This window comes from Deltaproteobacteria bacterium, assembly GCA_012522415.1.
Lineage (GTDB): Bacteria > Desulfobacterota > Syntrophia > Syntrophales > JAAYKM01 > JAAYKM01.
Window position 1 is genome coordinate 1 of record JAAYKM010000036.1, and the last position, 26268, is coordinate 26268.

Annotated in this window: 22 protein-coding genes, 1 tRNA gene and 1 CRISPR repeat array; of the genes, 17 read left to right on the top strand and 6 right to left on the bottom strand. The window is 51.8% G+C overall.

The window, feature by feature from the left end; genetic code table 11:
* Positions 1–1987: ferrous iron transport protein B (feoB, locus tag GX147_03120; GenBank protein NLN59697.1), on the top strand; the 1987-nt coding region annotated here is incomplete at its 5' end.
* On the opposite strand, the gene mrdA is transcribed toward feoB, so the two are convergent.
* From mrdA to GX147_03140, 4 genes are all read right to left on the bottom strand, one after another.
* The gene (gene mrdA, locus GX147_03125; protein ID NLN59698.1) at positions 1957–3939 is read right to left on the bottom strand and encodes a penicillin-binding protein 2; all 1983 of its coding nucleotides are present in this window, start codon (positions 3937–3939) and stop codon (positions 1957–1959) included. The two genes, feoB and mrdA, sit on opposite strands and share 31 nt — an antisense overlap.
* Positions 3914–4420 (bottom strand): hypothetical protein, encoded by a 507-nt coding sequence (locus tag GX147_03130; GenBank protein ID NLN59699.1) that lies wholly within the window; start codon positions 4418–4420, stop codon positions 3914–3916. Before GX147_03130 ends, mrdA begins: the two co-directional genes overlap by 26 nt.
* 10 nt (positions 4421–4430) lie before the next feature.
* Positions 4431–5243, bottom strand: coding sequence for a rod shape-determining protein MreC (mreC, locus tag GX147_03135; GenBank protein NLN59700.1), 813 nt, complete (start codon positions 5241–5243; stop codon positions 4431–4433).
* Between the two features lie 155 nt (positions 5244–5398).
* A complete protein-coding gene (locus tag GX147_03140; protein ID NLN59701.1) occupies positions 5399–6436 on the bottom strand; it encodes a rod shape-determining protein in 1038 nt (345 codons plus the stop codon).
* Between the two features lie 229 nt (positions 6437–6665).
* Here GX147_03140 and GX147_03145 point away from each other — a divergent pair, with 229 nt between their 5' ends.
* Positions 6666–8225: a hypothetical protein gene (locus GX147_03145; protein ID NLN59702.1), complete on the top strand. Its 1560-nt coding sequence runs from the start codon at positions 6666–6668 to the stop codon at positions 8223–8225.
* Between the two features lie 34 nt (positions 8226–8259).
* Here the strand turns inward: GX147_03145 and GX147_03150 are convergent, their stop codons facing one another.
* The gene (locus GX147_03150) at positions 8260–8655 is read right to left on the bottom strand and encodes a response regulator (GenBank protein NLN59703.1); all 396 of its coding nucleotides are present in this window, start codon (positions 8653–8655) and stop codon (positions 8260–8262) included.
* 253 nt (positions 8656–8908) lie between these two features.
* Here GX147_03150 and ahbC point away from each other — a divergent pair, with 253 nt between their 5' ends.
* The 6 genes from ahbC to GX147_03180 all read left to right on the top strand — a co-directional run bounded on the left by ahbC (position 8909) and on the right by GX147_03180 (position 15573).
* The gene (gene ahbC / locus GX147_03155; protein ID NLN59704.1) at positions 8909–10096 is read left to right on the top strand and encodes a 12,18-didecarboxysiroheme deacetylase; all 1188 of its coding nucleotides are present in this window, start codon (positions 8909–8911) and stop codon (positions 10094–10096) included.
* A 61-nt stretch (positions 10097–10157) separates the two neighbouring features.
* Positions 10158–11135, top strand: a complete 978-nt coding sequence (gene hemB, locus GX147_03160; protein ID NLN59705.1) for a porphobilinogen synthase — start codon at positions 10158–10160, stop codon at positions 11133–11135.
* A gap of 8 nt (positions 11136–11143) precedes the next feature.
* Positions 11144–12262, top strand: a complete 1119-nt coding sequence (gene ahbD / locus GX147_03165) for a heme b synthase (protein ID NLN59706.1) — start codon at positions 11144–11146, stop codon at positions 12260–12262.
* A gap of 4 nt (positions 12263–12266) precedes the next feature.
* On the top strand, positions 12267–12710 hold the full coding sequence (locus GX147_03170; GenBank protein ID NLN59707.1) for an Lrp/AsnC family transcriptional regulator: 444 nt from the start codon (positions 12267–12269) through the stop codon (positions 12708–12710).
* Entirely contained in the window at positions 12707–15385 is a 2679-nt protein-coding gene (gene polA, locus GX147_03175; protein NLN59708.1) for a DNA polymerase I, read from the top strand. Before GX147_03170 ends, polA begins: the two co-directional genes overlap by 4 nt.
* A 112-nt stretch (positions 15386–15497) precedes the next feature.
* A tRNA-Phe gene (locus tag GX147_03180) sits at positions 15498–15573 on the top strand.
* Positions 15574–15592: 19 nt separating this feature from the next.
* Here GX147_03180 and GX147_03185 read toward each other — a convergent pair.
* Positions 15593–15793 (bottom strand): hypothetical protein, encoded by a 201-nt coding sequence (locus GX147_03185; protein ID NLN59709.1) that lies wholly within the window; start codon positions 15791–15793, stop codon positions 15593–15595.
* A 94-nt stretch (positions 15794–15887) separates the two neighbouring features.
* Between GX147_03185 and GX147_03190 the strand changes: the two genes are divergently transcribed.
* Genes GX147_03190 through cas2 form a run of 9 tightly spaced genes read left to right on the top strand, consistent with a single transcriptional unit; the run spans position 15888 to position 25004 of the window.
* The gene (locus GX147_03190) at positions 15888–16400 is read left to right on the top strand and encodes a 3'-5' exonuclease (GenBank protein ID NLN59710.1); all 513 of its coding nucleotides are present in this window, start codon (positions 15888–15890) and stop codon (positions 16398–16400) included.
* Between the two features lie 2 nt (positions 16401–16402).
* Positions 16403–19141: a CRISPR-associated helicase Cas3' gene (cas3, locus tag GX147_03195; GenBank protein NLN59711.1), complete on the top strand. Its 2739-nt coding sequence runs from the start codon at positions 16403–16405 to the stop codon at positions 19139–19141.
* On the top strand, positions 19142–20761 hold the full coding sequence (casA, locus tag GX147_03200) for a type I-E CRISPR-associated protein Cse1/CasA (GenBank protein NLN59712.1): 1620 nt from the start codon (positions 19142–19144) through the stop codon (positions 20759–20761).
* Between the two features lie 39 nt (positions 20762–20800).
* Positions 20801–21301 carry a type I-E CRISPR-associated protein Cse2/CasB gene (gene casB / locus GX147_03205; GenBank protein NLN59713.1) on the top strand — a complete coding sequence of 167 codons (501 nt, stop codon included), beginning with the start codon at positions 20801–20803 and terminating at the stop codon, positions 21299–21301.
* A gap of 26 nt (positions 21302–21327) precedes the next feature.
* On the top strand, positions 21328–22380 hold the full coding sequence (cas7e, locus tag GX147_03210; protein NLN59714.1) for a type I-E CRISPR-associated protein Cas7/Cse4/CasC: 1053 nt from the start codon (positions 21328–21330) through the stop codon (positions 22378–22380).
* A 3-nt stretch (positions 22381–22383) separates the two neighbouring features.
* Positions 22384–23115, top strand: a complete 732-nt coding sequence (gene cas5e / locus GX147_03215; protein ID NLN59715.1) for a type I-E CRISPR-associated protein Cas5/CasD — start codon at positions 22384–22386, stop codon at positions 23113–23115.
* Complete coding sequence (gene cas6e, locus GX147_03220; protein NLN59716.1) at positions 23100–23768, top strand: type I-E CRISPR-associated protein Cas6/Cse3/CasE; 669 nt, start codon at positions 23100–23102, stop codon at positions 23766–23768. The genes cas5e and cas6e overlap by 16 nt, the downstream gene beginning before the upstream one ends.
* A gap of 26 nt (positions 23769–23794) precedes the next feature.
* Positions 23795–24718, top strand: coding sequence for a type I-E CRISPR-associated endonuclease Cas1 (cas1e, locus tag GX147_03225; protein ID NLN59717.1), 924 nt, complete (start codon positions 23795–23797; stop codon positions 24716–24718).
* The gene (gene cas2 / locus GX147_03230) at positions 24699–25004 is read left to right on the top strand and encodes a type I-E CRISPR-associated endoribonuclease Cas2 (GenBank protein ID NLN59718.1); all 306 of its coding nucleotides are present in this window, start codon (positions 24699–24701) and stop codon (positions 25002–25004) included. Before cas1e ends, cas2 begins: the two co-directional genes overlap by 20 nt.
* A 73-nt stretch (positions 25005–25077) precedes the next feature.
* A CRISPR array of direct repeats spans positions 25078–26265; the repeat unit is 29 nt; unit sequence ATGTTCCCCACATGCGTGGGGATGAACCG.
* Positions 26266–26268 lie beyond the last annotated feature (3 nt).

Genomic DNA, 26268 nt, shown 5'->3' on the forward strand with positions numbered 1-26268 from the left:
GAAAGAAGAAAATGTTCTTCTCTTCGCCCTTGCCGGTCAGCCAAATGTCGGCAAATCAACGGTATTCAACATCCTGACGGGACTTTCACAGCATGTAGGAAACTGGCCTGGCAAAACGGTGGAAAAAAAGGAGGGCTCCTGCGAATCGGGCAATCAGAAGGTTCGCATCGTCGATCTGCCCGGGACCTACAGTCTGACATCTTTCTCTGAAGAAGAAAAAATCTCCCGTGATTTCGTCCTGAAAGAAAATCCTGACGCCATCATACTCCTCATGAATGCAGCGGCCATGGAAAGGAGTCTTTATCTGCTCTCGGAGTTGCTGCTCCTGGGACCACCGGTCATCATCGCCGTCAATATGATCGACGTCGCCGAGGATCAGGGCATTGAAATCGATATTGAAAGACTGGAAAAGGAACTGGGAATTCCGGTTGTACCCATGATCGCAACCAGAAACAAGGGCATAGACAAACTGCTTTCCAGGGCCATCGAACTTGTAAAGGGAAAAGTCGCCTACCGCCCGCATGTTCCCGATGTCTCTGAAGACCATCGGGATGTCTTCCTTAAACTGACCGGACTGGTCACCCCCTATGTGCCTCCTGATTACCCGGTGCCCTGGATTACCACCAAGATCATGGAAGGCGATCCTGAAATTCTTGATATGATGGCTTCAAAGACTGCCCAGGGGGTCTGGAACGATGTGCAAAGTGAACTCTCCGCGCACGAGGATTCACTCCGGGCCGTCGTTTCCGGACGCTATGAGTGGATCGAAAGGATCTCGAGAACCGTTGTGTCACGGTTCAAAATAGGAGAGATCCTCATGACCGATCGCATCGACCATATTCTGACACGACCCGTTTTCGGGATACCGATCCTGCTTGCCATTCTCAGCCTGGTGTTTTTCCTGACCTACACGGTCGGTTCTCCGCTTCAGGATCTGATGGAGCAGGGTATTTTTGGACTCATCACCCTTCTGAAACCGTTGTTGAGTTCCGTCCCCACTTGGCTTCAGTGTCTGCTTCTCGACGGCATGGTCGGCGGCGCCGGTTATGTGGTTACCCTGCTGCCCATCCTCCTGATTTTTTTTGCCGCCATAGCCTTTCTGGAGGATGTCGGCTATATGGCGCGGGCCGCCTTCGTTATGGACCGCTTCATGCATCTGATCGGCCTGCACGGCAAAAGCTTTATTCCCATGTGCCTGGGCTTCGGGTGTAATGTGCCCGCCGTACTTGGAAGCCGCATCATTGAATCCAGGAAGGAACGGACCCTCACGATTTTCCTTACTCCCTTCATTCCCTGTACGGGACGTTACGCCGTGCTTATCTTCATGGCATCAGCGATCTTCGCTGAAAAGGCGCCTTTGGTTTCCTCATCCCTGATGGTCCTCAACATGGTTGTCCTCGGACTCATCGGCATTTTTATCAAGCTGACCATCTTCAAGGAAGAATCCACGCCTTTCATCATGGAGCTCCCGCTTTACCATAGGCCCGATCTCAAAACGATTGCCATGGCCGTGTGGGCAAACCTCATCGCCTTCGTAAAGAAGGCGGGTACGATCATCCTGGCCATGTCGATGATTGTCTGGCTCTTCTCCTATTTGCCCCACGGCAATGTGGAAACCAGCCTGCTGGCCTCGGCGGGCAAATGGATCGAACCTCTGGGTTTCCCTCTCGGACTGGACTGGAAAATGATCACCGCCCTCTTCTCGAGCCTCGTGGCCAAGGAAATTTCCCTTGCGACCCTGGCCGTTCTCTATGGCCATACGGAGGAGGCGATCGGTCCCATCCTTGGACAGTTTATGCCGGCCGCCTCAGCCCTCGCCTTTCTGGTTGTCCAGATGCTCTTTTTGCCCTGTGTGGCCACCATCGCGGTGATGAAGCAGGAAATGGGTAACTGGAAGTGGTTCGCATCCGCCCTGGGCGTGACGCTGATCCTGTCTTACACGGCCGGGATTGTTGCCTATCGCACAGCCCTCTGGCTGGGGTTATAGTCCGGTTTGTCGTTTAAGCGCAGGGTCACAGTCCTCTTTTTCTCCGGCACAGGGCCCTGTTCCGGAGAAACCTCAGGGTACGGTTGAATCCGGGGCAACGGGGGGACCGTCCGGGGTGCTTTTTGGCCGGTAAAATAGGCATCAATGATTTTCCGCGCGATGGGTGCGGCAACGGATCCCCCGTGGCCGGCATTTTCCGCGATGACGGAAACAACGATTTCCGGACTGTTGTAAGGCGCAAAACAGACAAACAGGGCATGATCCCGATGGGCCCCTGAGAGAATTTTTGCCCGACGGGCGCGCTCGTCCATGGGCAGCCCCACAACCTGAGACGTTCCGGTTTTACCGCAGACATCTTTTTGCGGCCGACGCAGCGCATAGCCTGTACCACCGCCCTCATGCACGGCTCCCCAGAGCGCGCGATTCAGGATTTTCAGATGTTGCGGACTGATCGGAACCCGTGTTTTCCGCTCGGGAACAAATTTCCAGACCACCTGGCCATCAGAACTTTCGATGCGGCGTACAAGATGCGGGCGGTAGAGTGTGCCGCCGTTCGCCAAGGCTGCGTAAAAACTGGCCAGTTGAATCGGTGTGACCAGATTGAATCCCTGGCCAATGGAAATGGAAATCGTTTCACCGGCCTGCCAGCTTTGTCGGGTTCTCCCCAGTTTCCAGGCCTTCGTCGGCACAATGCCCCCTTTCTCGCGGGCCAGGGGCAACCCCGTCGGACTGCCGAAACCAAAAGCTCTGGCGTAATATGCGATCTTGTCGACGCCCAATTGTTTACCCAGATTATAAAAATAGACATCGCAGGATTCGACAATGGCACGGTGAAGATTCACCCTTCCGTGTCCCTTTTTCTGCCAGCAGCGAAACATCCGGTTACCGAGATGGAAGGTTCCGTCACAATGGAAGGACGTTTCCGGGGTGATGATCCCTTCCTCCAATCCGGCGGCGGCCACCACGAGCTTATAAGTTGATCCCGGGGGGTACTGGCCGGAAATGGTCCGATCTTCCATCGGGTGAAGCGGGTTGGATGAAATTTTTCGCCACGCCTCTCGGGAAATTCCGCCGTTGAACAGATTGGGGTCAAAGGAGGGGGAGCTTACCAGGGCCAGGACTTCCCCCGTTCTGACGTCCATAACGACGGCGGCCCCCGGCTTCCCCTCAAAGGCCTCCCAGGCCGTCTGCTGAAGAACGGCGTCTATGGTTAGGTGAAGACTGTATCCCTGTACCGGATCGATCTTCCCCAGACTTTTTATTTTCTTGCCGAGGGCATTGACCTCCATTTGCTCCGCCCCGCTCTGCCCTTTCAGATACGCGTCAAAATATCTCTCAATACCGTATTTGCCGATCATATCACCTGCCTCATATTGCTTTCGGGCATGGTTTTCGAGTTCCGCGGCGCTGATCTCGCCGACATAACCGATCAGATGGGCCATCATTTCACCGTACAGGTACAGACGAGTCGGCACCACATCTATACCAACCCCCGGGAGATCGAGGGATCTCGTCTCAATCAGGGCCAGCTTCCTGGCGTTCACATTCTTGTCAAGGCGTACGGGCATAAAGGACCTGTTTTCGGATATACGACTGAAATCCTCGGCAAGAGGCAAATCCTGTTCCTGATAGATGGATTCCATTTCCCTGGTCACCCGATTCAGGTCCCGGTTTTTATCGGGAATGAAAACCACGTCGAAAGAGGGTTGATTGTTCACCAGAACGTTTCCGTGACGGTCCGTGATTATTCCCCGTAGGGGCCTGATTTTACAGATCCGGACACTGTTGGTTTCCGAGCGCTGACTCATCTCCTTTCCCTTGATGACCTGAAGATACCACATCCTGAAGATGAGGACCGAAAGGGCGACGCTGACGATGACGAATATCCGATGAAATTTCTGTCGGTATGCGCCGGAATCATGCCCGTCAATTCGACCGGGACGTTTTTGCATGCACCAACACCTCGAATTTTCTGAAGAGCTTAAAGAAAAAAGGACTGAGCAATCCCAAAACAATCACCTGGAGAAAAGCCGCTCGCAACAGGGACGGAGCCAAATATGACGCCCCCAGAACATAGTATTTAAAGACCAGGAGCATGCCCTCCTCCAGAACAGCACAGGCCATGGTGAATGACATGATCACATAAGGCTGTTCAATATATACACGCGTGGAAACGAGCGCTGAAAAACAAAACAGGATGAAATACACAACCATGTACAGACCCGTCATTGTACCGGTCAGGACACCGATAAAAAAACCGGCGCTCAGGGTCAGTATCGCCCCCCTGGGAATACTCATGGAAAAGCCGGAAAAAATCACAAAAAGCAGGGATAATTCAATACTGCGCAGGGGAAACGGGAAAACCCCCACGATCATTTTTTGCATGACGATGAGGAACAACAAAACGGGGATCCAGGCCAATCCGGATATCACAGCATTCTCACTATTTTCCGATGATTACCAAGACTTCCTCCATCCTATGAAAGTCCGCAAAAGGAACAACTTCTATGTTCTGAAACATGCTGGCCTTGCTGTGTTCCACTCCTCCGACAACGCCCACCACCAATCCCTTCGGGAACACACCGCCCAGCCCGGAGGTCAGGGCAATATCTCCCTTCTTCACCGGATCCGTCTTGACAATGTATTTCAGCTTACACCTGCCGGCTCCTGTTCCCTGCAAGATCCCGTTTGCCCGGGTCCGCTGGACCAAGACATCGACATTGCTGTTCTCATCGGTCACAACGAGAACGCGGGAAGCGTGCCAGGTTGTATCAACCACCCGCCCCACCAAACCGGCCTCCACAATAACGGGTTGCCCTTTCCTGATGCCGTCATTCTCGCCGACGTCGATCATCAGGGTTTTCATCACTCCCGACATATCGTGCCGCGTCACCCCGGCGACCTTCGTTTCGTAGGGCAGCCTTTCCTTGAAAGCCAGCAGCTTCCTGAGGCGGATGTTCTCCAAATAGGCTTCCCGGTACTCGAACACTTTCCGGCTGAGCCGGGCATTCGTCTTCCGCAGGCGGTCGTTCTCCTCGGTCAGGCCGTAGAGAAACAGATAGCGCCGCCAAATTTCGCGAACCCCCGCCATACTGTCATGCATGATCGATTCCAGGGGAAAGGTCGTCTCCAGAACAATTTTGTGGATGAAACCGGCGTTTGGCGACGAATGCAACTGATACGAAAAGAAACCGAGAACCAGAATAAAAAGGAAGACCAGGAACAGCAGGTAATATTTTTTTTTCAGCGATTGCATCAAAATAGGAACCCTGCTTACATCATCACAAAACAAAGCAAAAAGACCATCGTCGCTCCCGCACCCGCTTATGGTCAGGGTCCCCACTCCCGATTCGGAATGCAAGATTCAACGATTGTGCCATGACATGACAACCATGGCTCATTCGGGGTTGTCTAAACCTGGAAGGCAACCTCTTTCAGAATATCGAGTTGGTCCAATGCCATCCCGGCACCCCTTGCAACCGCGGCGAGAGGATCCTCCGCGACCATGATGGGCAGACCCGTTTCCTCCTTGATCAGCAGATCGATATTTCTCAGCAACCCTCCACCACCGGTGAGAACGATTCCCCGGTCCACAATGTCCCCGGCCAGTTCCGGTGGGGCGTTCTCCAGCGCATCCTTGATGGCATCCACAATCAACCGGATCGGTTCCTGGATGGCTTCCCGAACCTCTTCGGAATTGATCTCCACAATCTTGGGAATACCTGAAATCAGATCCCGTCCCTTCACATCGACCTTTCTCAATTCGTCATCCGGGTAGCAACAGCCGATGGTCATTTTGATCATTTCCCCCGAACGTTCACCGATGAGAAGACCATACTTGCGTTTCATATACAGGACAATTTCCTCGTCTATTTTATCACCCGCCACACGGACCGACTGGGAATAAACGATACCGGCAAGGGATATGACGGCCACTTCGGTCGTACCGCCGCCGATATCGACAATCATGGAACTGATCGGTTCCGTGACGGGTAAACCGGCGCCGATGGCAGCCGCCATGGGCTCCTCGATCAAGTAGATCTCCCGGGCGCCGGCGGATTCAACGGTTTCCCGCACGGCCCGCCGCTCCACCTGAGTAATGCCGGAGGGAACGGACACGATGATACGCGGCCTGACCAGGGCCCGCCGGTTGTGGACACTCAAAATAAAGTGACGCAACATCGCTTCCGTGATGTCAAAATCAGCGATCACCCCGTCCCGCATGGGCCGAATGGCGGAAATATTGCCCGGTGTCCGGCCAAGCATTTTCTTCGCCTCTTCGCCAACGGCCAGGACCTTCTTCATCCCCCGGGAATCCATATGAACCGCGACGACAGACGGTTCGCTCAGAACAATGCCTTTGCCCTTTACATAAACCAGGGTGTTCGCCGTACCCAAATCGATGGCCAAATCATTGGAGAACTTTCCCAAAATGAAATCGAATAGCAAGCTGCGCCTCCTTCGAGTGGAATCCTAATGTTGAATCATTTCAGTAAAATGAACAGTTCCGCCTATTTAAGCGAATTTTGCATATATCCTATTTCGAAGACCTAATCAATGATATTTTCTAAATTTCCGTTGCAATTTCACCATGTCTATATTAATGCTTTCATTCCAAATTGACGACGCGGGGTGCTTTATGCTGTATCTTATGCGAAGACATGCCAAGAGTTGGATTATGAAACTCTTGCTTTTTCTAATCATCGTTGTGTTCGCCCTGTACTTCGGCTCAATGGGTGGGGAGCAAACCGCCGAGGCCATCGCCACCGTCGATGGCAAGCCCATCGCTTATGTGGAATTTGAACGGGAATACCAAAACCTGGTCAAAATGATACAGCAGCATTACGAGGAAAGGCTTACCGACAACCTGATCAAATCCCTGAACCTCAAACAGCAGGCATTGGGCAATCTAATTGCCCAGGCGATAACCCTCAGCAAAGCCCGGGATTGGGGAATAAGCGTATCCGATGCGGAGGTACGCAATTCCATCCTGTCCTTTCCCGGCTTCCAGAGGGACGGCGTCTTTCACGAATATCTTTATCGGGATCTTCTCGAAATGAATCACATGACCCCGGAGGAATTTGAGGCGGTCCACAAGAAAAACATCCTGGTCGAAAAGATCCGGGAACTGCTCCAGAGCGGCGTCTTTGTCACGGATCGTGAGGTCCATGATCTGTACGTGATCCGCAACGAAAAAATCAACGTTCAGTTCGTCACGATCAGGGCCGCCGATCTGGTGAAGAGCATCACCCCCACGACAAAGGACATGGAGACCTTTCTGGAACGGAACGGTGACCGTTTCCGCGTCCCCGAACAGATACGGTTGCGTTATTTGAAGTTCACAGCCACCGAAACGGCGGACAGGGTCGATCTCCCGGAAACGGAGATAACGGAATACATCGAGGAACACAGGGACACTTGGCAGAAAGGCACGGCCCACCTCACCGATTCAATCCTGAGAAACAGAGCGATTTCCGAATTAAAGCAGATCCGGGGTATGCAGATCGCGGCAAAAAAGGCAAGGGACGCCCATGATACGATTTACCAGGAGGAAAATTTCCAGCAGTTTGCCGCCGAGAACCGTTACAGGGTTCATACGACGGATTTTTTCCCTTTGAGCGAGCCGCCTCGGGAATTCTCAAACATTGCCGATTTCACGAAAAAAATGCTGGATCTTCAGAAAAACGAACTCAGCCGGGTCATGTCCGATGAAACAGGCTACTACCTTTTCGAGCTGGTTGAGAAAAAACCTGCCCACCTTCCCCCTTTGAAGGATGTCGAATCCAGACTGAAGCCGATTTTTATCGCCGTGACTTCCCAGAGGCTGGCGGAGGAAAAAGCGGTATCCATTCTGGAGCGCCTGAGAAAAGGGGAGGATTGGCCGCAAGTCTGTACGGCAAACGGCCTCAATATTTCGGAAACAGGATTTTTTCTGCCCGGGGAATCCATCCCGAAGATAGGCGCCTCTGAAGACCTTTCGAACGCCCTGGTGCAACTGACGGCGAATAACCCCTATCCGGAAAAACCTTTTGTCATGGATGGGAACGTCCATATTGTGAAATTCGCCGCCAGGGACCGTACCGATTCCAAAGACTTTGAAACAGAGAAGGACAATCTCAAAGAAGCGCTCTTACGATTCAAGCAGGAAAACATCATGCAGGTCTGGCTCGACGCAAGCAAAGCCGCCATGATCAAGGCGGGGCGCTTGAAGATCAGCAAAGACGCAAAGGATCTTTAAATTTAAAATCCGTTCCGCCGATTTTTTACCAGGATCAGGTCATTGACGACTTAATCCGCCAGCGGTCCAGCTTTTCGAAGGCATCCTCCACGGCCTTCAAGATCGCTTCCAATGATACAGGTTTGTTGAAATAATCATCAAAGCCCGCTTCACGGCACTCCTCGATTTCATAAAGCGCACCCCACCCCGTCATGGCATAAATCAGGGAGACGGGCTTGAATTTCCGTATCTGGCGGCACAACTCGATCCCGTTCATACCAAAGAGTTTCAAATCAAGAAAAATCACATTGATGTCCTGCTTTTGGAGGATGCTCAGGGCTTCTTCACCGCTCTCGGCCAGAACCACCTCGTAACCCGCATCGACAAAAACGGTTTGAAACAAGTCCCGTACCGATATGTCGTCATCGACAACCAGAATTCTGCCGTTCACAAAATCTCCTTTTCTCATCCGCCGAAAGTGACACAGGTATAAAAGAAACCTCGTCAAATGTCAATGTTTTCGGCCGATTTGGATGCATTTCATACAAATCATCTTTCCCTGGCGGACAAAGCCCTGGTTTGCAAACAGTGGGCAAAGAATTATTTGTCGCCTCCCGATGAATATGCTAGGTAACAGGGGTCGGCGTTGAATCGTTGCGCTGCTTCCGCCGGCAAAATTCTTATATCAGTCAGGGGTTGGTGCGGTGATTGGCATATCGAAACTATACTGTGGAGCGGTTGAACCGGCCGACGTGCTCCGCTATAACCGGGATGGTAAAAACCTGCCGTCCCACCTGCTTCAATTTGCCGCCGTCAAACGTCCTGTGGTCGTGTGGAACATGACCCGCCGGTGCAATCTCCGGTGCGTCCACTGTTATTCACAGTCCCAAAATAAAGTCTATCCGGAAGAATTGACGACTGCGGAAGGCAAGGTTCTCATTGATGATCTGGCGTCTTTCTCCTGTCCCGTCATCCTGTTTTCCGGAGGCGAACCCCTGATGAGAGATGATTTATCCGAATTGGTGCGTCATGCGACAGACCGGGGAATCCGCGCGGTCATTTCCACGAACGGCACATTGATCACAGACGATTTTGCCCGGACGTTCACAAAAATTGGTCTCTCCTACGTTGGGGTCAGTCTCGACGGCCTGCGGGAAACACACGACCGGTTCCGGGGCGTAAAGGGGGCCTTTGACGGAGCCATGACGGGCATTCGCAGATGCCTGGACGCCGGAATCAAAGTCGGCATTCGGTTTACGATTAACCGTCAGAACGCCTCCGATATTCCCTTTATCTTTGATCTGATTGAAGCAGAGGGAATTCCCCGTGCATGCTTTTATCACCTGGTCTACACGGGACGGGGTTCAAAACTTGTCGACGAAGACCTGAGTCACGGGGAGACTCGAGCGGTTCTGGATCTCATTATGGAGCGTACAAGGCGGCTTTTCAATCGCGGCCTGGAAAAAGAAATCCTCACCGTCGACAACCATGCCGACGGCCCCTATGTTTATCTGCGGTTGCTGCGTGAAGACCCGTCCCGGGCGGCCGAGGTGCTCGAGTTGCTGAAAATGAACGAAGGAAACAGCTCCGGACACGGCATCGGCTGCGTGAGTTGGGACGGGAAAGTCCATGCCGACCAGTTCTGGCGGGATATTTCTTTCGGAAACGTCAGGCAGCGGCCTTTCAGTCAGATCTGGTCGGACACGTCCAACGAACTGATGACCCGGCTGAAGGACAAAAAAAGGTATGTCACCGGACGCTGCGCCCGCTGCCAATGGCTCGACATCTGCGGCGGCAATTTCCGCGCCCGGGCCGAAGCCGCAACCGGGGACATGTGGGCTCCCGATCCGGCCTGCTTCCTCACGGACGAGGAGATCGGTATCGAGGCCTAAATCAACACCGTTTAACGGCCCGAGAACGAAGGGCCGGCGGTTACACGTTCTGGAGACAGCCATGCAATTCCCCGAATATCGACCGCGACGGATGCGGAAAAACGAAGCTTTCAGGCGACTGATCCGGGAAACCGTCCTGTCGGTCGATCATTTCATCTCACCCCTGTTCATCGTCCCGGGGGAAAAGATCAAAAAACCCGTGTCCGCCATGCCCGGCGTTTTCCAGCAGTCGGTGGATCATGCCATAAAAGAAGCGCAGACCCTGCAAACCCTGGGTGTTCCCGCCGTTCTTCTCTTCGGCATCCCCGAGAAGAAGGATGAAACGGCATCGGGCGCCTTTGCCAGAGGCGGCGTTATTCAGGAGGCCGTACGGCGGATCAAGGAAAAATGCCCCGGCCTGCTGACCATCACCGATGTCTGCCTGTGTGAATATACCAGTCACGGCCACTGCGGCATACTCGGCAGGGACGATGTCGACAACGATGCGACGCTTGAGGTGCTCGCCGAAACGGCTCTTTCACATGCCCGGGCCGGCGCGGACATGGTCGCGCCATCGGCCATGATGGACGGACAGGTGGGTGTCATTCGCGAAGCCCTTGACGAAAACGGTTTTGAAACCCTGCCGATCATGGCTTATTCCGTAAAATACGCCTCCAGTTTCTACGGCCCCTTTCGGGAGGCCGCCGAAAGCGCCCCCAGGTTCGGAAACCGGAAAACCTATCAGATGGACCCGGCCAACAGCGATGAGGCCATCCGGGAGATGTCCCTCGATGTTGGCGAAGGGGCCGATATCTTGATGGTCAAGCCCGCCCTCCCCTACCTGGATATCATCCGCCGGGCCGGGGAGGAATTCGATTTACCCGTCGCCGCCTATAACGTGAGCGGCGAATTCGCCATGATCAAGGCCGCGGCCCAGATGGGCTGGCTGGACGGGGAGGCGGCCATGATGGAGTCGCTCACAGCCATCAGGCGGGCCGGCGCGGACGTTATCATCACCTATTTCGCCGCCGAGGCGGCCAGACTCCTGCAAAAAGGCTGAGCGTGCCAATGCGGAAGAGACTTCCCCTTTTACCGAAAACACTCCGGATGGTGGCCTGGGAGATAACCCGTCGATGCAACCTCTCCTGTGTTCACTGCCGGGCCTCCTCCCTGCAGGAAAGCTACCCGGGGGAATTCGATACGAAACAGTGCCTGCGCCTCCTCGATGAAATTGCGGCCTTCAGTCAGCCGATCATCATTCTCACGGGAGGTGAACCGCTGCTGCGGGAAGATATCCATAAAATTGCAGACTACGGGACAAAAAAAGGGCTTCGCATGGTTCTGGCGACCAACGGCACCCTCCTGACCCCGAAAATGATTGAGCAAATGCTTCGATCCGGGATCCGACGCGTCAGCGTCAGCATCGACGGCCGAGATGCGGAAAGCCATGACGCCTTCCGCGGCGTCCCCGGCGCCTTCGACGCGGCCCTGCATGGCATCGACCTGTTAAAAAGAGGCGGCATGGCATTCCAGATCAATACGACGATCACCCAGCAAAACCTCGATCAGGTCGAGTCCATTCTGGATTTGGCCGTGGAATTGGATGCCGTGGCCCGTCACATCTTTCTTCTGGTTCCCACCGGACGGGGGAAAGACCTGGGAGATCAATCCATTTCAGCGGAAGCCTATGAAAAGACTCTGGAATGGTTTCACCAACGCAGCCTTCAGGCGCCCATTCAATTCAAGGCAACCTGCGCCCCCCACTATTTCCGCATTGTTCATCAGCGGGGCAGGGGTGCGGCGAAGCAACTTCCCCGTGAAGGCAAAGGCGAGCCCTCCCTGCACGCCATGACCCGGGGCTGCCTGGGCGGCAGTTCCTTCTGCTTCATCTCCCATACCGGGCAGGTTCAGCCCTGCGGTTATCTGGAAATCGACTGCGGCCAGGTCAAGGAGCGCCCCTTTGAGGAAATCTGGAACGATTCCCCGGTCTTCGCAAACCTCCGTGATCTGAACCGTTATGAGGGAAAATGCGGGCGCTGTCCCTTCATCAAAGTCTGCGGCGGATGCCGGGCCCGGGCTTACGAACTTACCGGCAATTACCTTGCGGAAGAGCCGCTGTGCGTGTATGAACCGCCCTCGGACAGCGACGGAATACCCGAAGCGCCTCCGGCGGAAACAGGGGGTTAAAACGATGGACGATCTTGATCGTGATCTTCTCAATCGGCTCCAGGACGCTTTTCCCGCGACTGCCGAACCTTTTCGTGAGCTGGGAAAACAGCCGGGCCTGGAAGAGGAGGAAATTTTAAACCGAATCCGGTCTCTCAGGGAACGGGGATTGATCCGGAGAATCGGCGCGGTCTTCAGCCCGGACCGTCTGGGTTTCGTCAGCACCCTGTGCACGGCCAAGGTCCCGGACGAAAAGGTTGATCTGTTCATCGACACCGTCAACGCCCTGACCGGCGTGACCCACCACTATCGGCGCAACCATGAATACAACTACTGGTTTACTCTGATCTGCCCCTCCCGGGAGGCCTTGGAGGCCACCCTCGCGGACGTCGAGCGCAGGACGGGTCTTGCGGTCATCTCCATGCCGGCCGTAAAAACCTTCAAAATCAACGCAAGGTTTCAACTATGAACGAAACAGACACCGGACCTGCACTGATCCTCGTCGACGGGAACAACTACGTTTATCGGGCTTTCTACGCCATTCAGGAACTCTCGAATTCGAAGGGGTTCCCCACCAACGCGATTTATGGCTTCACAAACATGCTGATGAAGCTTCTGCGCGAGCAAAAACCGGCCTATATTGCCGTCGCTTTCGACATGAAAGGGCCAACCTTCCGCCATGAAGCCTTCGAGGCCTACAAGGCGACACGCAAACCCATGCCGGAGCCGCTTCGGCCCCAGATGGATTACATCAAAAACATCGTTCGGGGATTCTCGATCCCCTTCCTGGAGCGTGAGGGGATTGAAGCCGACGACATCATCGGCACCCTGGCCCGCCGTTTTGCCGGAGAAGGCTTGCGTGTAGTCCTTGTCTCCGGTGACAAGGACCTCATGCAGCTTGTCGGCGACCATGTGATCATGATTGATACCATGAAAGACGCCGTCTATGACGTGGAAGCCGTCCGTAAGCGTTTCGGCGTCGATCCGGACAAGGTCGTGGAGATTCTTGGTTTGACGGGGGACGCTTCCGATAACATCCCCGGCGTTCCGGGAATCGGGCCGAAGGGGGCGCTCCGCTTGATCGAGCAGTTCGGGACCATTGAGGCGGCGCTCAGCAATCCCGGGAAGATATACAATGCCAGGATGCGCGGGGCGCTTACGCAATACGCCGAACAGGCCCGGATGAGTCGTGACCTGGCGACGATCAACACGCAGGTTGAACTGGACCTCACCCTTGAGACACTGCGATACGGAGAACCGGATCGTCGGGCACTCCTTGAACTGTTCAAGGAGTGCGAATTCTCATCCCTCGTTCAGGAAATGAAGGGTGAAGAAGCAACCCTGAGAGGTCATTACCGACTGGTGCAGAAGGAAGCGGATTTGGACGCTCTGATGGAGGAAATCCGCAGGGAAAAATCTCTCACCCTCGATTTTGTCCTGACCCTGTCGGAACCGATGCGCGCGGACATTGCGGGAGTGGCGGTGTGCGCCGAACCGGGGGAGGCTTTCTATATCCCCCTTATCGGCGAGGACACGACCACGGGAAACGTCTGTCCGAAGACCGCGCGGGAGGCCATTGCGCCCCTGCTTGCCGATCCCGCCGTCAGAAAGAACGGCCACGACTTCAAAAGCGCTCTGATTGCCCTGGATCGGATGGGCCTGTCCCTGGGCGGCATCCAATGCGATACCATGGTCGCCGCTTACCTTCTGAATCCGGCTCGACGGAGTTTCGACCTCCACGATGTGGTCTTCGAACAAATCGGATGGCATATCCCAACCCTGAAGGATCTTCTGGGGAGTGGCACGAAAACCGCGACCTTCCGGGAAACGGCGCCGGAAAGAATCGGGGAATACGCCTGCCGAAGGGCGGACGCCGTCACGGGACTGACCCCGGTTTTGTTGGAACGGATCGAAACGGAAGGATTTGAAAGTCTCCTGCAGGACCTTGAAATGCCCCTGGTTTCCGTCCTGGCCGCCATGGAACGCCACGGTGTTCTGATAGACGCGGAACTCCTGCATACCATGTCGGCGGAACTGGCAAAAATCCTGGCCCTTTCCGAAACCAAAATCTATCAGCTTGCGGGAGAACGATTCAACATCAACTCACCGAAACAGCTCCAGGCGATCCTTTACGACAAGCTGCAATTGCCTCGGGGGAAAAAAATCAAGGAAGGGTATTCGACGGACGGGGAAACCCTGGCCTTTCTTGCCAGAAGCCATGAGCTGCCGGGTGAGATCCTCGCCTACCGGAGTCTCGTCAAGCTGAAATCCACCTACATCGATGCCCTGCCTCTTTTGATTCACCCGGAGACGGGCCGCATTCACACATCCTACAACCAGACCGTCACCGCCACGGGCCGCCTGTCAAGCAGCAACCCGAACCTGCAAAACATTCCCGTCCGGACACTGGAAGGGAAGCGCATCCGCCAGGCCTTTATCGCCCCGGAAGGCTGTGAAATCGTCTCGGCGGACTACTCTCAAATAGAACTGCGTATTCTGGCTCACCTTTCCGGTGACAGGAACCTCGTCGACGCGTTTCTTTCCGGTGAGGATATACACAGCCGGACCGCCTCCGATATCTTTGGTGTCTTCCCCGCCATGGTGAACGCCGATATGCGACGCCAGGCCAAAGTGATCAACTTCGGCGTTCTCTACGGCATGAGCGCTTTCGGCCTGTCCAGAGAGCTCGGCCTCAGCCCCAAAATGGCCCAGACCTACATTGATGGTTACTTCGAGAAATACAGCGGTGTCCGGACATTTTTGGATGGTATCCTGGAGGGGGCGAGGGCCAAGGGCTATGTAACGACGTTACTTAACCGACGGCGTTTCGTCCCGGAAATCAACAGCCCCGGTATTTCCTCCCGGCAGTTCGCGGAACGCACGGCCATCAACACCCCCATCCAGGGAACGGCGGCGGATTTGATCAAGGTGGCCATGCTGAACATCCATAACCTGATCCGGAAGAGGAAAATGAAATCGGCCATGATCATGCAGGTCCATGACGAACTCGTCTTCGAGGTCCCGGCCCGGGAAAAGGAAGAGCTCATGGCTCTCGTGAAAACGGAAATGGAGGAGGTCATGAAACTGGACGTGCCCCTCAAGGTGGAAATCGCTTCGGGACGCAACTGGGATGAGGCGCACTGACGATACTTTCCATGAGCACAGGAACCCGCGCCGGACAGCTGAAAACCACCAAAAAACCCTTGACAAAAGGCATGTTCTCCGATAGAAACGCCCCATCCGACAGGTATAACGTGGGTCGGTAGCTCAGTCGGTAGAGCATCGGACTGAAAATCCGAGTGTCGGCAGTTCGATTCTGCCCTGACCCACCATTCATATTAAGGGGTTAGTTCAATGCGGGCTAACCCCTTTCTTTTTTTCTTTTGTCTGGTCATTTTTTACCGCTGTCTTACCGCTTTCAGATTGGTATACCCATTCCAAACATTCTTTGGGGTTATCAATCACAAGCTCACTAGAAGGAGCAACATTCTGAGCTTTTTGTCTTACCCCAAAAATCAAAAGAGAATTTTTCAGCTTGTCTTTTGCGGTCACGCGAGTATACTTATAAAAATTCCAGGCACTTAATTCTACGAGGAATATGATACGAAGGATGCGTAGTTGGTTAGGATAGAAAAAGCCCCTTTGGATCAGAAACGAGATGCATGTTGCTTTCGATGTAGAGACCACAGGCCTAAATTATTCAACCGGCCACAGGATCATTGAGATTGGCGCTGTCCTGATTTCAAATGGGTCCATCCTTGGTCAGTTTTCCAGCCTCATCAATCCGAACAAAAAAATTTCCCGGAACGCGCAAAAAATCCACAAAATCAAGGAAGAGATGTTGATGGATCAACCTCGTCCCGAAGAAGTTTATCCAAAGTTTGAGGACTTTATAAAATACAGCACTCTTGTGGCACATAATGCCCCCTTTGATATGGCATTTCTGCGTCAAGAGTTTCACCTATTACATCTTGATTTGAACCATCCATATGTCTGCACGCTTGATTTAAGCCGCAGACGTTTTCCCCATTTGGCCAATCACAAACTATCAACGGTTCACCGGCATCTTTTTGGAAACCAGCAAAATAATTTCCAGGCGCACCGTGCCCTGGATGATGCAAGAATGGTTGCCGCCATCTGGCTGGCAATGGAGGGATAGTAATGGATAAAGATACAACATACTACAAGTATTGGGGAAAAACGGAAAAGGATGGGAGCAGATACCACCTACTTCCCTATCACTGCCTGGATGTAGCGGCGGTTGGGTACACCCTCTTGAAGAATAATCCGGCATTGCGTCAGAAATTTACTGTCCTTTTAGGTCTTGAAGAAACGGTCTGTATCCCGTTGCTGGTAATTTCCCTGGCCCTACATGACATCGGTAAGTATTCACATACTTTCCAGAATCTTCGCCCCGACATTTTGGAACAGTTACAAAACATCGCTTATAACAAGATATACACAGTCCGGCACGACAGTTTGGGAAATCTTTTACTGAAGGCCTCTTTTGAAACTGAAAACATCAGATTTCCTGAACAATTCAACATCTCTTTTGATGAATGGCAAGATGTCATCATGCCGCTACTCAGAGCATTTACGGGTCATCACGGCAAACCACCGGAGATGATGGGACCAAACGGAATACCCTTAAACTGCTCAAATTTCTTTACAAAGGGCGATACTGCAGCAGCAATTACGTTTGCAAAAGATGTCGGCAAAATGGTTTTTCATCCACGTGAAGAAATTATTCTTCCGTGTCCAGATGAGATTGAAGCCTCAATGAAAAAAGCATCCTGGCTGATGGCTGGATTCGCCGTACTATGCGATTGGCTTGGATCAAACATCAGCTGGTTCTCTTTTTGCGCAGAACCGATGCCGATTGAAAACTATTGGAAAAACCGTGCCATTCCCCAGGCACTAAAGGCTGTTCGAGAATCCTTGATTAACGCAGGTATTCCGTTGGTTGAGTCGTTTGGCTTTGCAAAATTGTTCCCTCACATTCTCTCTCCCACCCCGCTACAGGTATTTGTCGATGAATTTCCAGTCAAGAAAACGCCACAACTATTTATTTTTGAAGATATTACCGGTTCCGGCAAGACGGAAGCAGCATTAATTCTGGCTGGTCGCCTGATGTCTGCCGGTTGTGGAACCGGTATGTTCTTTGCCCTACCGACCATGGCAACATCAAACGCTATGTATGACCGTATCGCCAAAGTCTACAAGAAATTCTTTGAGATTAACGATTCGGCTCCGTCGCTTGTGCTGGCACACGGATCAAGCCATCTGTCCGAGAGTTTCATGGCAACGATTACCACACACGATACGGATCCGTCTGACGAAGATCCAGACACCGGCCGATGTTCTTCTTGGCTGGCTGACAACCGGAAAAAATCGCTTCTGGCTGATGTGGGGATTGGCACACTTGACCAGGCTTTGCTGGCCATATTGCCCGCTCGTTTTCAGTCCTTGCGTCTTTATGGTTTGGCGAATCATATTCTGATCGTTGACGAAGTTCATGCCTATGATCCATACATGAACAAATTACTGCAAAACCTGTTGTCTTTTCATTCGGCCCTCGGCGGTAGTGCGATCCTGCTTTCGGCAACGTTGCCTTCCCATATCCGTCAGGATTTCGTTGCGGCTTTCGCTAGGGGTTCTGGCGATTCACAGCAACTGGAACAGAAAAGCTGTGCCTATCCGCTGGCAACTGTCTATGAGATGGAATCCGGAATAAAAGAAATTCCCATTGATGCTAACCCGCAGCGATACAGCCGTGTAACGGTCCGTATTGCCGATGATGAATCCGTGATAACAAAACAAATTGAGGAAGCCGCAAATGAAGGCAAATGCGTTTGTTGGATCAGGAATACAGTGCATGACGCAATGGCCGGTTACTCAAGTCTGAAGGCAAAACTTGATGAAAACAATTTGATGCTGTTCCATGCGCGTTTTGCCATGGGAGATCGCTTGGATATTGAAGGTGCCGTAATCCGTGCTTTCGGCAAGGACAGCACCGCCCGGGAACGGAGCGGCAAAGTATTGATCGCCACACAGGTTGTCGAACAATCCCTTGATCTGGATTTTGACCTGCTGATCTCCGACCTGGCTCCCATGGATCTGTTGATACAGAGGGCCGGTCGGCTTCATCGCCACAGGCGTGATGAACGGGGAAACCCCTTGCCTGATGGCGCGGATCAGCGAGAAAAGGCCTGCATAATCATTCACGGACCCCAGCCTGAAGAACGGGCAGATGAAAACTGGTATAAGTCGGCATTTCCAAAGGCGGCTTTCGTTTACCCGAACCACGGCTGTCTCTGGCTTACCGCGAAACTGTTGACCGAAAAAGGTGAACTGAAGATGCCGGATGATGCAAGAGAACTGATCGAAGCCGCATTTTCTGATGATACAGACAGAATACCCGAACCACTTCAACGGCGTGACCGACAGACGGATGCCAAATGGCAGGCCGATAAATCTCTTGCCCATATAAACATGCTCAAACTGGATGAAGGGTATGAAGCTACGATAACACAATGGCGGGAGGACATGGATACACCGACTCGCTTGGGCACAATGGAAAGGACGGTTCGTCTTGCCAAATGGAATGGAGAAACCCTTTTCCCCTGGTACACACATGAACGAGTTCCCTGGGACATGAGTCAGGTGAATGTCCGAAGTTTCGTGGTGAATGCAGAATTTCTTTATGATGGTGTTCTGGGGCAGGAAATGGCCAAGACAAAAGAATGGTTGCCGGATAAAGGCAAATGGACGGTTCTGGTTCCTCTACAGGAAGATGAGGATGGGTACTGGCGAGGTAAGGCGCTGAACAAAAAAAATGAAGTTGTGATGCTGGGATATAACCGTAAGACTGGGGTTACGGTCACAAAAAAGGAGGACTAGATGCAGTTCAATCTCATTGATGAAAAATGGATACCCGTCATTCGCCGGGATGGGACACGAGAAATGATAGCACCCTGGGAGCTGACGGATCAATTCAAGGAAAATGCGGTTGTGTCCCTCGATGCCCCGCGACCGGATTTCAATGGTGCCCTGATACAGTTCCTGATCGGGCTTGTTCAAACCGTTGCAGCGCCGCAAAATGGCACTGAATGGCGTAAGAAACTTTACGAACCACCAATACCGGACGAGCTTCAGGAAAAATTTAAAACAGTGCATCATGCCTTTGAACTGTGTGGTGATGGACCAAAATTTATGCAGGATTATGATGGGCTTTCTGTTTCTAAAGGCTCTATTGATGGAATCTTAATTGATACACCTGGAGAAAACACTACCAAAAAGAATAAGGATCATTTCATAAAACGGGATACGGTGGTTAGCATGTGTCCATCATGCACAGCTACAGCTCTTTTTGCCATGCAAACGAATGCACCAGCGGGCGGGCAGGGAAACAGAACCGGGTTAAGGGGTGGTGGTCCGTTGACAACGATCATTGCCGGTGACGAGCGGCATGAATCATTGTGGCAGCTTGTCTGGTTGAATGTATTAGAACAAAGAGTGTTTTCAAATATCTGTGGTAATGCAAGCCTAACAGCGGATGCCTCAAAGTTTCCTTGGATGGCTCCTACTCTAACAAGCGAGAAGGCTGAATGTGTTTGCCAACCGAACGATTTCCACACATCAATTATGTTTTGGGCAATGCCTAGGCGAATTAGGCTGAGTTTGGAGAATTTTACAACCGGTACATGCGACACTTGCGGTAACCTATCCAACTCATTAATTAGCGAATATCAGCAAAAAAATTGCGGCATGAATTTCACTGGAGCATGGCTGCATCCGCTCTCACCATACTTCTTATTAAGTGCTGGCAGCGTACCAATGCCGGTCCATCCTCAACAGGGAGAAGTTACATACAGGCAGTGGCACTGCCTTGTTCAGAATGAGAAAAGAAACAACAGGCTGCCAGCGAGGGTCGTTTATGAATTTATTCACAACAGGCCCCTGAGCGGTGGGCAATTCCGCATATGGGCCTTTGGCTATGATATGGACAATATGAAGGCCTGTTGCTGGTATGAGTCAACCATGCCTTTGATTTGGGTAGACAATAGATTTCGAGCCGAATATGAAGACAAAATCGCTGGTATGCTTAGAGCGGCTTTGGAGATTGCCAGAAATACGAGGAATGCTTTGAAAAAAGCATGGTTCAGCAGACCAAGTGATATCAGAGGAGATACAACATTCATTGATAGCAGCTTATGGCAGGACACAGAATCCGATTTCTATTTCACCTTGAATAATTTGAAATCTGAGATTGAAACAGGTCACGATACCCAACATATCAGTCTTCAATGGCTTTCTTCACTCTGCAAACAATCATTAAAGTTATTCGATAAATATGCATGGGAGGCACCCTTTGAGAATGCCGATCCTAAACGCGTTGTCATTGCACGTAAGGATTTGGAGCAATACAATCACGGCAAAAAAATCAAAGAGTTCCTTGGCATACCGGTGACACAATCCAAATCTGGTGAAAAGAAAAAAGCAAAGAAAGAAGCGGGATAGAAAAAACGGGCAATTTGATTTTTGCGGAAAGGAGGTTGTATGGGTACAACATATCTAAAATTTGACAATGATTCCCCCGAGATGCAGACGGTTATTACCTGGTGGCAGGCCTTGAATGACAACAGGGGGGACCGTGCCGAATTGAAGCGTTGCGACACTCTGGTCGAAGTGACGTTTACGCCGGCCTATCATCGATTGCGTTTTGCTCTCGGCAAGATTGGCCCGGTTAATGACGATGCGCTTGCTTCGGTGGCGGGCCTTTTATCACGTGTAAAAAATGACCTAGATGGAAGCACGTTTGCTGAACAGATGGCAACGGGAAAAGCAGACGGTTCTGCACGGGTAAGCGGTTTGCGGTTTCGGCGCTTGCTCAAGACAAAGGACATCAATGAATTCTTTATTGCTATGCGTCGAGTTATTGCGTTGCTAGGAGGTGCGATCAACCTGCAAAGCCTGACCAAGAGCGTTTATTATTGGAACGATGGAACCCGAAAACAATGGGCTTTTGAATACTACTCAACATCACCATCGGAACAATAAATCACATTAAAAAAGGAGAATGAAATATGAGCCACTTTATCCAATTACACCTGCTGACATCATACCCCCCTTCAAACCTTAACCGTGATGATCTGGGCCGTCCCAAGACCGCCATGATGGGGGGCAGAACGCGTCTGCGTGTGTCGTCTCAGAGTTTGAAGCGTGCGTGGCGAACTTCAGCCATATTCGAGGAAGCATTGGACGATCATATCGGCATCCGTACCAAGACAATGGGAATTGACGTGTACGAAACATTGAAATCAAAAGGCATTACAGAGGAAAATGCCAAGACCTGGGCAAAACAGATCGCCGAAGTATTTGGCAAAAGTAAAAAGGCCAATGCCGCCAAGCCGCTGAATGACCTTGAAATTGAGCAGCTTGCGCACTTCAGTTCCGAAGAAAAGACCGCCATATTTGCGCTTGTAGATAAACTAGCATCAAACAAAACCGCTCCTTCGCCCGATGATCTTAAATTGCTCATGAAGAATCACACTGCTGTCGATATTGCCATGTTTGGAAGGATGCTGGCCAGTTCTCCCGCCTTTAATAGCGAAGCTGCCGTACAGGTGGCGCATGCCATAACCGTCCATGACGTGACCATCGAAGACGATTACTTTACCGCCGTGGATGACTTGAATAATAAAGAAGACGATATGGGGGCCGCCCACATCGGCGAAACGGAGTTCGGCGCGGGTGTATTTTATCTTTATCTCTGCATCGATCGTGATTTGTTGGAAGAAAATCTGGATGATGGTGCGCTTGCCAGAAGGGGAATCGCAGCTCTGGTGGAAGCCGCCGCCAAGGTATCGCCAAGCGGTAAGCAAAACAGCTTTGCTTCACGAGCCTATGCATCATACATATTGGCAGAAAAGGGGGATCAACAGCCTCGCTCCCTTTCCATTGCCTTCCTTAAACCGGTTCGCGGTGAGGATATCATGGCTAAAGCCATTGCCGAACTCGAAAATAAAAGGCAATACATGGAAAAGGTTTATGGAAAATGTGCTGAGTCCACAAAGATCATGAATGCAGAAACCGGTGAAGGATGTTTTTCAGAAATTATTACATTCATAACGGAGTAGGCCATGAGCGAATATCTCCTTTTCCGTCTGTATGGACCATTAGCGGCATGGGGTGACATTGCCGTGGGTGAATACCGCCCCAGTTTTGCTCATCCAAGCAAGTCGGCCATCATCGGTCTATTGGCTGCAGCCCTTGGCATCCGTCGTGATGAGGAAGAAAAACAGAAGTTACTGGCAGAATCATGCAAATTTGCCGTTCGTGTTGACTCCACGGGAGTGCTGCTGCGAGATTATCACACGACTCAGGTCCCTTCCGCACAAAGGGGGGTGACGCACTACACCCGCCGTTCCGAACTGGAGGAAAGTGATCTTAATACCATTCTTTCCAGCAGGGATTATCGCTGTGACGCCGTCTATACCATAGCCATCACGGTGGTTGATGGATCACCCTTTCCACTGCAACAGTTGGCATCTGCACTGAAACGGCCTGTTTTTACTCTCTATTTGGGGCGCAAGTCATGTCCACTGTCCTTACCTCTGCATCCGCAGACCGTCAAAGCTGAAACGTTGAAAGAGGCCCTGTTAACTATGCCGATACCTGACGAACTAACGATAATTATTCCGAGAGGTGATGTTAATGTTTTCTGGGAAAATGAAATGATAAGCGGTGTTGAACTACAACAGATCATAACCCGGCGTGACGAGCCGCGTTCTCGGAGACGTTGGCAGTTTGCGGACCGTCGTGAAAACCGCGGCGCTCTGCGAAAGGAGGAGAAAGAATGTTCTTCAGCATGATCAAACTACGACAAGGAATTTATCCTCATGATATTAGTCACTTGGCACGACAAAGTGGTTACCAGACCCATCAGCGTATCTGGAATCTTTTTTCCGATACCCCCGATAGAAAGAGAGATTTCATCTATCGTCACGAAACCTCAGACGGTTGGCCAACTTTTTATACGGTCTCACATCGTAAACCCATGAATCTGCATGGAATATGGGAAATAGCGCTGAAAAAATACAATCCCATTCTGCGCCCCGGCCAGCGTCTCGGTTTTGCATTGCGCGCCAATCCAATCCGTTCCCGCCGGGACGAAAACGCAAAACAAAAGCGTCATGATGTGGTCATGGAAGAAAAACTTAAATTAAAGAGAGAAGGGAAAAAACTTGAGTTACCCGACATTGTTCAGAAACAGGGTCTAGGATGGCTGCAGGAGCGGGCAGAGTCTTATGGATTCAGTATTTCGGCTAACAATGTAAGAGTTGATGGCTACCAGCAGCATAAACTTTTTAAGAGGAATAACATTCCCATAATGTTCAGCACTCTGGATTTCAACGGCATTCTTACCGTGACTGAGCCGGACGTTTTTATAACGAAATGCTTGTATACCGGCTTTGGCCCTGCCAAAGGCTTCGGTTGCGGTCTGATGCTTGTTCGCCGTATATAATTCAAGGAATTAAAAAGGTAAAATGCATGTCTAGCCCTATCATGCCGCCGTTAAAACCGATTCCTATCAAAGATCGCATTTCTGTTCTCTATGTGAGTAAGGGAAATTTGGATGTTCTCGATGGTGCATTTGTCATCGTCGACAAGAATGGTATTCGCCAGCATCTTCCCGTAGGAGGTGTTGCCTGTCTCATGCTGGAACCCGGCACAAGAGTTTCTCATGCCGCAGTTACACTTGCATCAAGAGTCGGTTGTCTTTTGGTTTGGATAGGCGATGGCGGTGTACGACTCTATGCATCGGGACAACCGGGTGGTGCAAGGGCGGATCGGCTTTTGTATCAGGCGAAACTCGCTTTAGATGATACGGCCCGTTTGAAAGTTGTCCGAAAAATGTACGCCATGCGATTCAAGGAAGAACCGCCCGAGCGTCGCAGTATTGAGCAATTACGCGGTATTGAAGGGGTGCGGGTGCGGAAGATGTATGAGCTTCTTGCCCGGCAATACGGGATAACGTGGAAGAGCCGCAATTACGATTACAACGAATGGGGAAGCGGGGATATTCCAAACCGCTGCCTGAGTTCGGCAACGGCTTGTCTCTACGGAATTTGCGAGGCGGCCATCCTTGCCGCAGGTTATGCCCCTGCGATCGGCTTTATTCATACAGGAAAACCTCAATCTTTCGTTTATGATATTGCCGACATCTTTAAGTTTGAAACCGTTGTTCCTGTAGCTTTTCGGATTGCCGCCAGAAAACCGTCATCTCCGGAGCGGGATGTTAGAATTGCCTGCCGCGATTCCTTCCGGCAATCCAGGCTCCTGCGTCGGATCATTCCGACGATCGAAGAAGTTTTACGCGCAGGGGGGTTGGAAAAACCAGAACCGCCTAAAGACGCGGTAGAAATTGCCATACCGAATAAGGAGGTCATCGGCGATGCTGGTCACCGTGGTTGAAAATGCGCCGCCACGTTTAAGGGGGCGGCTGGCTATTTGGCTTTTAGAAGTCCGGGCCGGAGTTTATATCGGCAAGGTATCCCGACGCGTACGGGAGATGATTTGGGAACAGATCGAAAAAGGGATTGAAGACGGCAACGCTGTCATGGCATGGAGCATCAACACGGAATCGGGATTTGATTTTATGACTCTGGGCGCCAACCGCCGTATCCCGATAGAAATGGATGGTATCAAATTGGTTTCGTTTTTGCCGGAAAACGATCATCAAAATGGATTGAATCAATGATTTTTGAGGCTTTATTTTTGGTGACAATTAGCTCTTTGAAAATTGAATGGAAAATCAAAGGGATACGAGAAGTATGTTCCCCACATGCGTGGGGATGAACCGGCTGCTTTGAGAGTGGTTGCTGGGGCTTTGGAATGTTCCCCACATGCGTGGGGATGAACCGTAGGCGACGACCAAACCAAAGACACCGAAACAATGTTCCCCACATGCGTGGGGATGAACCGATGTTTTGTTAAGTGGTGGAACTGGAGGTGATATGTTCCCCACATGCGTGGGGATGAACCGTAGAAGCAGCTATTGAACCACTACCAGCAACAATGTTCCCCACATGCGTGGGGATGAACCGTTTACGCCGGGGCGGCTGAATGGATAACAGTCATGTTCCCCACATGCGTGGGGATGAACCGAACCAGCTCAATCATGAAATTTTGATCACAATATGTTCCCCACATGCGTGGGGATGAACCGCAAACGCTTTACCAGGTGGACCCGGAAATCGGATGTTCCCCACATGCGTGGGGATGAACCGTCAAGGCCCAAGCGAGCGGCAAGGATAGCGGGATGTTCCCCACATGCGTGGGGATGAACCGAAATACTACATCCTCTGTTGCCGTGAAAGCAGATGTTCCCCACATGCGTGGGGATGAACCGGCATCTCCGGCGTGGTCTCCGGCGGCGCATTGATGTTCCCCACATGCGTGGGGATGAACCGTATAACCATTGGTTTTAGTCTCGGAAAAATACATGTTCCCCACATGCGTGGGGATGAACCGTCGATCTGACCTACGTGGAGTCCCTGCGTGGCATGTTCCCCACATGCGTGGGGATGAACCGTCAACCGGCGTATCGAGAACGACGGCGGCGTCATGTTCCCCACATGCGTGGGGATGAACCGATTAGCGGCGATGTATTCTTCACTACTCGTTGATGTTCCCCACATGCGTGGGGATGAACCGGAAGATAAGTGATGCTATTGTTTTCAAAGATAATGTTCCCCACATGCGTGGGGATGAACCGTAGCAGGATCAACAATTCTCATAACCCAATACATGTTCCCCACATGCGTGGGGATGAACCGCTCCATTGCTCCTATATATTTCAAAAGGTTGAATGTTCCCCACATGCGTGGGGATGAACCGTCGTCAATCCAGAGGGGAGATCAGACAAATCAATGTTCCCCACATGCGTGGGGATGAACCGCCCATCTAAGGACGATTAATGTTGATGGGTTTATGTTCCCCACATGCGTGGGGATGAACCGGCC